Source organism: uncultured Campylobacter sp., assembly GCF_937981295.1.
Lineage (GTDB): Bacteria > Campylobacterota > Campylobacteria > Campylobacterales > Campylobacteraceae > Campylobacter_B.
The window spans coordinates 1-8,675 of record NZ_CALJPC010000063.1 but is presented as its reverse complement, the minus strand read 5'-3'; the positions used below and the strand labels follow the sequence as shown (position 1 = coordinate 8,675).

The window sequence follows — 8,675 nt, the reverse complement described above, 5'->3', positions numbered from 1 at the left end:
CGGAGCGATGTATGAAAAAGATATTTTTAGCGCTGATCGCTACGGCGACTTTATCGCTAGCAGAAGCCACAGCTTTGTCATCAACGGAACAAGAGGATCCCGGTATAAGCAAGTTGCGAAGCAAATGCGATAATAACAACACCTTAGCATGCGTAAATCTCGCCATGGCATACTATTCAGGGGATGGTGTGAAGCAGGATTATGAGAAAGCAAAAGAGCTAAATTCTAAAGCCTGTAATTTGGGCGATGGCTGGGGTTGCACTACCTTAGGGGCGTCATACGAATACGGCAAGGGCGCAGAACAAGATTATAAAAAAGCGACCGAACTATATTCTAAGGCCTACGACTTAAAAATAGCATAGCTTGCGGCAATCTGGGTGTTTTATACCACTCAGGCAAGGGAGTAAAGCAAGATTACCAAAAAGCAACCGAACTGCTTTCCAAGGCTTGCGATTTGCAAGAAGGTGACGGATGCTACAATCTCGGGCTTTTATATGCCTCGGGCGAAGGCGTAAAGCAGGATTATAAAAAAGCAAGCGAGCTATATTCTAAAGCTTGCGATTTAAAACATGGCGAAAGCTGCCATAATCTTGGAATTTTATATGAAAAAGGTGAAGGCGTGCAACAAAGTTACCAAAAAGCGGATCAATTCTATTCTAAAGCTTGTGATTTAGAAGTTGCCGAAGGATGTTACAATCTTGGAGCTTCATACTATTTAGGTACGTCTATAAAGCAAGACGACAAAAAAGCGAATGAATTACTTTCTAAAGCCTGCAATCTAGGATATAGCGAAGGATGCTATATATTAGGGCTTTGGTATGACTCAAGAAAAGATGTAGAACAAAACTTCGAAAAAGCTAGTGAACTATATTCTAAAGCTTGTGATTTAGGACATGGCACAGGATGTAATAATCTTGGGCTCTTATACGCCTCGGGCGAAGGTATAAAACAAGACTATAAGAAAGCAAGCGAATTGTATTCTAAAGCTTGCGATTTAGAAATTGCCGAAGGATGTTACAATCTTGGAGTCTTACACTATTTAGGCGAAGGCATAAAACAAAATATCGAGAAAGCAAGAAACTTACTTTCTCTAGCTTGTAATCTAGGATATGGGTTAGGATGTAATGATCTAGGGGCTTTATATGAAAAACAAGATTATAAAAAAGCGAGTAAATTGTATTCTAAAGCTTGTAATTTAGGATATGGCATAGGATGTACTAATCTTGGAATTTTATATGAACACGGCAAAGGCATAAATAAAGATTATAAAAAAGCGAGCAAGCTATATTCTCAAGCTTGCGACCTAGAATATGACGCAGGATGCAACAATCTAGGGTTTTTATATGAACAAGGAGAAGGTGTAGAACAAAACTATAATAAAGCAAATGAGTTATATTCTAAGGCTTGTGATTTAAAATATGGCAAAGGGTGCTATAATCTAGGAGTTTTGTATAGCTCTGGCAAAGGCGTAAAGCAAGATTATAAAAAGGCAAATGAACTATATCTAAAAGCTTGCAATTTAAAAGATGGAAGCGGATGCTATAATATCGGAATTTCATATTATTTAGGAAAAGGCATAAGTCAGAATATAAGTATGGCAAAAAAATACTTCAGCAAGGCTTGCGATTTGGGTGATCAAGCCGGTTGTGACGGATATAAAAAGTTAAATGAGCTAGGCTTTTAATTCATTTAAATTTTTAAGCCGCCCATGAGCCTGCTTAAATTTACGGCTTAAATTTAAAGGTCTAAATTTAAACCATATTATCCGCGCGGAGGTACTAAAAGCGCGTCAAAATGCGCGGGCTCAAAATTTAAACCTATTCCGCCGCGGCAGATGCTGCGTAAACGCTGCGTAAAATTTAGTGAGCGCCAATTTATGACATTCGCGCCAAAATAAAAGGATACATTCTGCCGCCGTTAAAATTTCAGATGAGCCGTTAATTCTTTAGGAATTTTAAAATTTTAAGCTCTCCCCTTTGCGGGCTAAAATTTCGAGCGAGCCGTTAAGGGCGAGCCACTAATTCGTAGCGTTCGCGTCGAACTGCAAAAATTTCCTGATCTCCTCCATCGCCTCTTTGTTTGAAAGGGTAAATTTGATCTCGATGCGGCGGCTAGCGTCCTTGTCCTCGACGCCTCTGCGCATCACGGGCTGGGTGTAGCTGCGACCGCTAGCGATGAGATATTTTTGCAGTCGCTCATCTTTATTCCACGAGTTGATGAAATCCATCACCGCAAACGCCCTATTTTGCGACAGCTCGAGGTTGTACAAATACCCGCCGTCGCTGTCCGTGTGCCCTTCGATGATGATCTGATCTAAATTTTCGCGAATTTCATTATTATTCAAAAGCGCGGCGAAATAGCTCTGCAGCGTCGAGCGGAGCGTCTCTTTGGCGCCCTCTTTCAGCTCGCTTGAGCCCTTATCGAAAAGTATCGACGAGCTTAGCGTCATCGCGCCGCTTTCGTTATCGATGCGGATCTTGCCGCCCAGCTTCTCCTTCAGATCGGCGATGATCTTGACCTTCATTCCGGTGAGGTTGCGGATGCGGTTTTTCGTGACGTTGAGGTCTTGTAAAATTTTATTAAAATCGCTCTCCTTCTTCGTGAGCTGATCAAGCAAAAAGGCGATTTTAAGTTCGTTCTGGCTGATCGTAGCGTTGGCGTCCTCGCGCGTTTTTTGCAGAAGCGAGTTTATGTCTAAATTCTCTTTTTTCAGCCTCTCCGCCATCTCGGTCAGATCTTCGATCTGTATGAAGTAGATGGAATTTTGCTTTCGAAGATCGGTGTTTTCGATATTTAGCTTCTCGAGCTGGTCGCTAAAAATTTTATTCAGCGCCTCAAGCTCGGCGCTTTTTTTCTCCTGGCTTTGCAGGCTTGCTAGCGCGCTTGAAATTTGACTTTCTTTCTCTTGCAGGTTGCTTTGCGTGAGGAAGTATTTGACGATGATGCCGCCTACTAAAAGCACGAAAACAAAAAGTAGTCCCGCCATCAAATCGGCGTACGCGATCCAAAAAGTCTCTTTTTCTTCGTTATTCGTTTTCATCTAAAAGTGCTTTTTCATCGATGCTCGCAAGCGTTTTACGAAGCTCTTCGATTATGCTTTCGTTGCTCGTCCGCGCAGCACCCTCTCCAGCTAAAAGTGCCTTCAAATCCGCGCTTAGTCCCTTAAAGCTAGCGTCAATTTTAGCGGCGTAAGCATTCTGCGAACTTGAAATTTCGCCCGCAAACCCGCCCAAGGAGGCATTTAGGCTCTTGATTTGAGCACTTAATGCACTAGTAATGTTAGCCAGCTCGCCTTGCCCATCCGTTAAAGTCTTAGACTGGCTTAGATACTGCGCGGAAATTCCGTTTTGAATTTCGATTAGGCTTGCAGACACAGACTTGAGCGCAGATAAAATTTGAGCGAAGCTCTTATCTAACTCACCGTGAGCGAGATTTGTCCTTTGGATCATCTCGCCTGCTTTTTCAAGCTCTTCTTGTGTAATCGCCATACTTCGCTTCTCGGCTTCCATCACGCTTTCAAAAGCGCCGATTTTTTCATCGATTAGGCGGTTTAGCCTTTCGGTAAAATTCGTAGAGCTCATCATCGCAAATGAGCGCGAAATTTCAGAATTAGCGTTTAAAATTTCGCTCAGATAGCCCTGCGTGATCTCGTCTTTGTTCCAGAAGAAATTTTTAGTAGAATTTTTGTATTTGATGAGCAGACGCTCATATTTGCTGATGCCCTTTTTCTCGAAATATATCCACCAAAGCGCTAAGAAAATTCCATAGATCGAGACGTAAAATGCTGTACCTACGCCGCCTAGAAGCTGCGCGATCTCGGTTTCGAGCCCATCGATATTGCTTGAGGAAAAGTGCGGCATCGAAATCGCAATCGAGATGAAAGTTCCTAAAATTCCAAGCATCGGAAAGACTGCCGACGCGACGGAAGCGTAGTTTTGATTACGCAGCGAGTAGCCGTATTCGTCCACAAAAAGATCAAAGCTAGCATCGGATTTTTTCTTACCGCCGATACTTAAGAGATTGGCGACAATGTAATTTTTCAGCTCGCGCTTGAAGTCATCGATATTATTTTGAAAATTTAAGCAGCCGTATTCTGCATTATGACGAGCTAAAATTAGTGCAATAATTAGCAAAACCGCAAGCATCAGGATCGAGTGTGTTTCTACCTTCAGCCCGATAAGCCCCAAATAGCCCAGCAAAAACACCACAAAAACCGCAATCGGCAGAGCTGCGATCTTAAAAAAAACGCCCGCTAACGAGCGCTCCTTCGCCTCAGGTAGCGTGATATCGAGCACTTCGTTATTTGGGCGATCCATATTAGTTCCTATTTAGGCAATTTAGATTGTCAAATGCGACCTGCAAGCGCGCCACCATACTCTGCTCGCCAGCTCTTAGCCACTTGCGAGGATCGTAGAATTTTTTATTCGGTTTATCCTCACCTTCCGGATTGCCAATTTGAGCCTGCAAATAGCCGTGATTTTTGGCCTCATAAGCGCGCACGCCGTCCCAAAACGCCCACTGCGTGTCAGTGTCGATATTCATCTTAACGACGCCGTAGCTCACGGCCGCCTTGATATCGGAGGTCTCGCTGCCACTGCCGCCGTGAAAGACGAAATTTACAGGCTTTTCGGATTGCAGATTAAATTTTTCGCGGACGAATTTTTGCGAATTTTTCAAAATTTCAGGTCTCAGCACGACATTACCCGGCTTATACACGCCGTGCACGTTGCCAAAGCTTGCTGCGATGCTAAATCTATCGCTGATTTTGCCAAGTCGCTCGTAGGCAAGCGCGACATCTGCGGGCTGGGTGTAAAGCCGCGCGTTATCGACGCCGGTATTATCGACGCCGTCCTCTTCGCCGCCTGTGACGCCAAGCTCGATCTCAAGCGAAATTCCAAGATCGCTTAAAATTTCCAAATACTTCTCGCAGGTCGCTAAATTTAACTCCAAATCATCCTCGCTAAGATCGAGCATATGCGAGCTAAAAAGCGGCACGCCGTGAGCTTTTTTATTCGCGGCGTTGGCCTTAATGAGCTCGTCGATCCACGGAAGCAGCTTCCTTGCGGCATGATCGGTATGCAAAATCACCGCGACGCCGTAATGAGCCGCCAAAGCATGCACTTGATGCGCGCCTGCGATAGCGCCCAAAACTGCGGCATTAGGGCAAGTAGCGCCCGCGTAAAACGCTGCGCCGCCGTTGCTAAACTGAATAATAACGGGCGAATTTGCGATTTTAGCACTTTCCAAGACGGCGTTTATGGAATTTGATCCCACTACGTTTACCGCAGGGATCGCAAAACTCTGCTGCTTCGCATATGCATAGACCTTACTTACGTCATCGCCGCTTAAAACGCCCGGTTTTACTATATCTAAAACGCCCATTTTTAGCTCCTATATTATTTATACTCGATTTTAGCGCTTTTGTGAAGATCTGCTGCTTTTTGCTCGACTACTTTCGCCGCTTTTTGCTGTCTAAGCACGCGCTCAATAAAAGGCTTTGCCTCGCTTTGACTTAACTGCTTTTTAGCTTGAGACTCCTCTTTTAACACGACGTGATATCCGACTCTGCTTCTAATCGCTTTAGTAGTGATTTGACCATCTTTTATCTTAGAGATCGCATCGGCAAAAGGCTTGACCTGATCGCTAGGCATCCAGCCTAGCTCGCCGCCGGTTTGTTTAGCCTGCGGATCGATAGATTTAGCTTTGGCAAGCTCTGCAAATTTAGTAAATAGTGCACTGTCGCTAAGCCCTTTTAACTGCTTAATAATATCGTTTGCCTCAGCTTCGGTTTTAACGACGATCTGAGCCGCTTTGATTCTCGCAGGCTCGGTAAAGCGCGCTTTGTTTTTGTTATAAAAATCGGCTATTTCTTTATCGTCGATATTTATTTTGCTGGCTTCTTTAGCCTGCCATACACGAAGCGCTAAGTTATCTTTTACGATTTCAAGCTCTTTTTTATAAACATCTTCGTCCATAACGCCCGATTTTTTAGCTTCATCCGTTAGCAGCATCAGATCAATGCCTTTATCGATAAGCTCCTTTTTTTGATCGGCATTAAGAGCAGCGATATCTACATTGCCTATGCCTTGAAGTAGTGGAGCGAGCTCTTTTTCAGTTACGTCTTTGCCATTTACGGTAGCGTAAACGGTAGCGTTAAGGCTGATAGCGGCAGCCAAACTAAGTGCTGTAAATAAAACTTTTTTCATCACAATTCCTTAAAAAAATTTTAATGGCGATTATAACTCAAAGTTGTTAACAATCAAACTGTACTTTAGAATTTTAGGGTAGAATTCCGCCTTGAGGAAATGCAAATGAGAAGTAAAAAAGATATTTTAGAGATAAAAAAGAGAATTCTGCAAAACTTTGCAGAAGAGCGCAGTGAGTTGAAATTTAAAGACAACTATCAGCTTTTGGTCTGCGTGATGCTTAGCGCGCAGTGTACCGACAAGCGGGTAAATTTGATCACGCCGCGCTTTTTTGCGGAATTCCCTAGCGTTAAGGAGCTCGCAAAGGCCAATCTGGCAAGCGTAAAGCTGCTAATTAGCTCGTGCAATTTCTACAACAACAAAGCGGTAAATTTAATCAAAATGGCACAGGCGGTGGTTAGCGACTTTGGCGGCGTCGTGCCGCTTGATGAAGCGGGGCTCAAATCTCTTGCGGGCGTGGGGCAAAAGACTGCTCACGTCGTGCTTTTAGAGGGCGCGGGCGCAAACGTGATGGCGGTAGATACGCACGTCTTTCGCGTCGCGCATCGCCTAGGGCTGAGCCGTGCAAAGACGCCCGAGCTTACGGAGCGCGATCTTAGCGAGGCTTTTAAAACGGATCTTGGTAAGCTGCACCAAGGCATGGTGCTTTTCGGCCGCTACACCTGTAAGGCGATAAAGCCAAACTGCAAGGAGTGCTTTTTAAACGAGCTGTGCAGCAGCAAAGATAAGAATTTTCCGTAAAATTTAAGTCTATGTTCGCGAGTTAAATTTTACGGATTTAAATTTTATGAAATTTTACTTTTCGGGACCTACTGTTTTGCCAGCCAAGCCCGGTATCCTTCGCTTTTAATCACGTCCGCGATGCTTTTTACCATCTCCTGCGGCAGAAATTCGGACTTTTTATCGATGACGGACACTAACGCGTAAGCGTTATCGTAATCTTGCAGCGCTAGGCCCGCGCGCACCAGCGTTTCGTATAAAAACGGCTCGTCTTTTTCGATGCTTACCGCATCATCGTTTAAAAATTTATAGATGAACGCAAGCTGTTTTTTATCGCCGATCTTTAAAAAATAATCGGCTAAATTCGTCGCGCTCTTAATGATGATTTTGCGTAGATCGTCTATCTGCTGCGCAGAATAACGCTCAGTAATCAGCCGCCAATTTTCCGCCATCCTTGCGGCAATGATAGACAGCTTGAAAGCTCTGCCGTCATAAGCATATTTTTCGCTTTCGTCGCCGATTTTTTCTATAGCCTCGAATTCGCTCACCATATACTCGTATAGCTCCTCATCGCTGCCGCTGAAATTTTCTAAATATATCGTCTCGGCGATAGTCTCGGAATTTTTAGGCAAATCGCCTGCGTATTCTGGCTCCTGCTCTTCATTTTCTTCGTCCCAGGCGGCTTTTCTAGCCTCAAAAGTTTTAAAATCCACCAGCGGATTAGCGCCCTTTTTTACAAATTTAAAAAAGGCAGAAATATCGATCTGATGCTCATCTACGCAAATTCCGTCCTTAAACATCAGCTCGCAATTTTCAAAAAATTCCCAACCATCAAGCGCGCCTAGGTAGCTTTGACCGATCCGTCCGTCTAGGACATAGACGCATTCGCTAGCGCTATGATCAGGCATCGCGTGGTCGTTTGAGACGATATACGGCGCTTGCGTTTTTCCAAAAACCTGCAACATTCCGTCGTTGTATTCACCGCTTATGCCCCAAAGCGCCGTTAGATTGCCGCCGATTGCGATAATGCCGTCCTGCGAATGCAGATAATTGCACGTCGTATCTTTAGCAACCTGTAAAAACAGATAATCATCATCGACGATATCGCCGCCGGTGGATAAATTTCCGTTAACAAACATCGCTCGTGCGGTATTTTTACCGCCCGCTTCGCTAAATTTATCCTCAAGCCATGCGGAATTTATCGTGCATCACGACAGGCTAAGATCGCCGTCAAACACCAGTACGTCAAAGCTACCATCCAAATATAAATTTGAGCCATATTTTTTCTCAAATTCATCATAAGGCAGTATAAAAACGGGTGGAATTTTGGTTGCAAAAGAGCTACGATTTTCGTATCACTTTGCTTGTGATTTAACGATCTACTCGCAATTTTGTAGAAAATTTTTGACCTGGTTTTCCATTTTTATATCCTTTTAAATTTACTATTTCGGTAAGTAGTCCATTATATAGCCTGCGGAGCAAAAATTTTACGAAATTTTGGAAAAGCGCTCGCGAGGCAAGCAACCGCAAAATTTAAGGGCGAAGTATTTTGTTCTAGACGAGTAAAATTTAAATCATAGGACAAAAACAAGTTGTAAAAATTTTAAGGCGCAGCATTTTTTCTTTAGACTAGGCGGAAACGACGGAGGCGAGGGAGCGTATACGCAATACGTGACCGAAGCCGACCGAGTTTCCAACGACGTATAAAGGAAAAAGACAAGCCGCCGTTAAATTTAGTGACGTCCGCAG

At 43.9% G+C, this 8,675-nt stretch carries 8 protein-coding genes and 1 pseudogene; 4 read left to right on the top strand and 5 right to left on the bottom strand.

The features are described 5' to 3' along the window. The 3 genes and pseudogenes from Q0135_RS05140 to Q0135_RS05135 all read left to right on the top strand — a co-directional run. Positions 1-362 (top strand): tetratricopeptide repeat protein (locus Q0135_RS05140; protein WP_367272143.1); only part of this gene is annotated, 362 nt, incomplete at its 5' end. Beyond that, positions 359-412 (top strand): annotated as a pseudogene (locus Q0135_RS11410) (hypothetical protein); the annotation flags it as partial. The gene Q0135_RS05140 and the pseudogene Q0135_RS11410, both read left to right, overlap by 4 nt. Before the next feature lie 42 nt (positions 413-454). Then, positions 455-1,684 (top strand): tetratricopeptide repeat protein, encoded by a 1,230-nt coding sequence (locus Q0135_RS05135; RefSeq protein WP_297988850.1) that lies wholly within the window; start codon positions 455-457, stop codon positions 1,682-1,684. A 333-nt stretch (positions 1,685-2,017) separates the two neighbouring features. On the opposite strand, the gene Q0135_RS05130 is transcribed toward Q0135_RS05135, so the two are convergent. The 4 genes from Q0135_RS05130 to Q0135_RS05115 are packed head-to-tail and all read right to left on the bottom strand — an operon-like array spanning position 2,018 to position 6,206. After that, entirely contained in the window at positions 2,018-3,040 is a 1,023-nt protein-coding gene (locus Q0135_RS05130) for an OmpA family protein (protein WP_297988848.1), read from the bottom strand. Beyond that, positions 3,027-4,316 (bottom strand): MotA/TolQ/ExbB proton channel family protein, encoded by a 1,290-nt coding sequence (locus Q0135_RS05125; RefSeq protein ID WP_297988845.1) that lies wholly within the window; start codon positions 4,314-4,316, stop codon positions 3,027-3,029. Before Q0135_RS05125 ends, Q0135_RS05130 begins: the two co-directional genes overlap by 14 nt. Before the next feature lies 1 nt (position 4,317). Continuing rightward, positions 4,318-5,382 (bottom strand): class II fructose-bisphosphate aldolase, encoded by a 1,065-nt coding sequence (gene fbaA / locus Q0135_RS05120; protein ID WP_297988841.1) that lies wholly within the window; start codon positions 5,380-5,382, stop codon positions 4,318-4,320. Positions 5,383-5,396: 14 nt separating this feature from the next. Next, positions 5,397-6,206, bottom strand: coding sequence for a peptidyl-prolyl cis-trans isomerase (locus Q0135_RS05115; protein WP_297988838.1), 810 nt, complete (start codon positions 6,204-6,206; stop codon positions 5,397-5,399). A 105-nt stretch (positions 6,207-6,311) separates the two neighbouring features. On the opposite strand from Q0135_RS05115, the gene nth reads away from it, so the two are divergent. After that, positions 6,312-6,947 (top strand): endonuclease III, encoded by a 636-nt coding sequence (gene nth, locus Q0135_RS05110; protein ID WP_297988835.1) that lies wholly within the window; start codon positions 6,312-6,314, stop codon positions 6,945-6,947. A 68-nt stretch (positions 6,948-7,015) separates the two neighbouring features. On the opposite strand, the gene Q0135_RS05105 is transcribed toward nth, so the two are convergent. Next, a complete protein-coding gene (locus Q0135_RS05105) occupies positions 7,016-8,065 on the bottom strand; it encodes a hypothetical protein (RefSeq protein WP_297988833.1) in 1,050 nt (349 codons plus the stop codon). Between the last annotated feature and the right edge of the window lie 610 nt (positions 8,066-8,675).

What these genes read in the sequence shown, in the direction of transcription:
- Q0135_RS05130 (WP_297988848.1), bottom strand. Translation starts at nt 3,040, where the DNA reads ATGAAAACGAATAACGAAGAAAAAGAGACTTTTTGGATCGCGTACGCC.
- Q0135_RS05105 (WP_297988833.1), bottom strand. Translation starts at nt 8,065, where the DNA reads ATGTTTGTTAACGGAAATTTATCCACCGGCGGCGATATCGTCGATGAT.
- nth (WP_297988835.1), top strand. Translation starts at nt 6,312, where the DNA reads ATGAGAAGTAAAAAAGATATTTTAGAGATAAAAAAGAGAATTCTGCAA.
- Q0135_RS05125 (WP_297988845.1), bottom strand. Translation starts at nt 4,316, where the DNA reads ATGGATCGCCCAAATAACGAAGTGCTCGATATCACGCTACCTGAGGCG.
- Q0135_RS05115 (WP_297988838.1), bottom strand. Translation starts at nt 6,206, where the DNA reads ATGAAAAAAGTTTTATTTACAGCACTTAGTTTGGCTGCCGCTATCAGC.
- fbaA (WP_297988841.1), bottom strand. Translation starts at nt 5,382, where the DNA reads ATGGGCGTTTTAGATATAGTAAAACCGGGCGTTTTAAGCGGCGATGAC.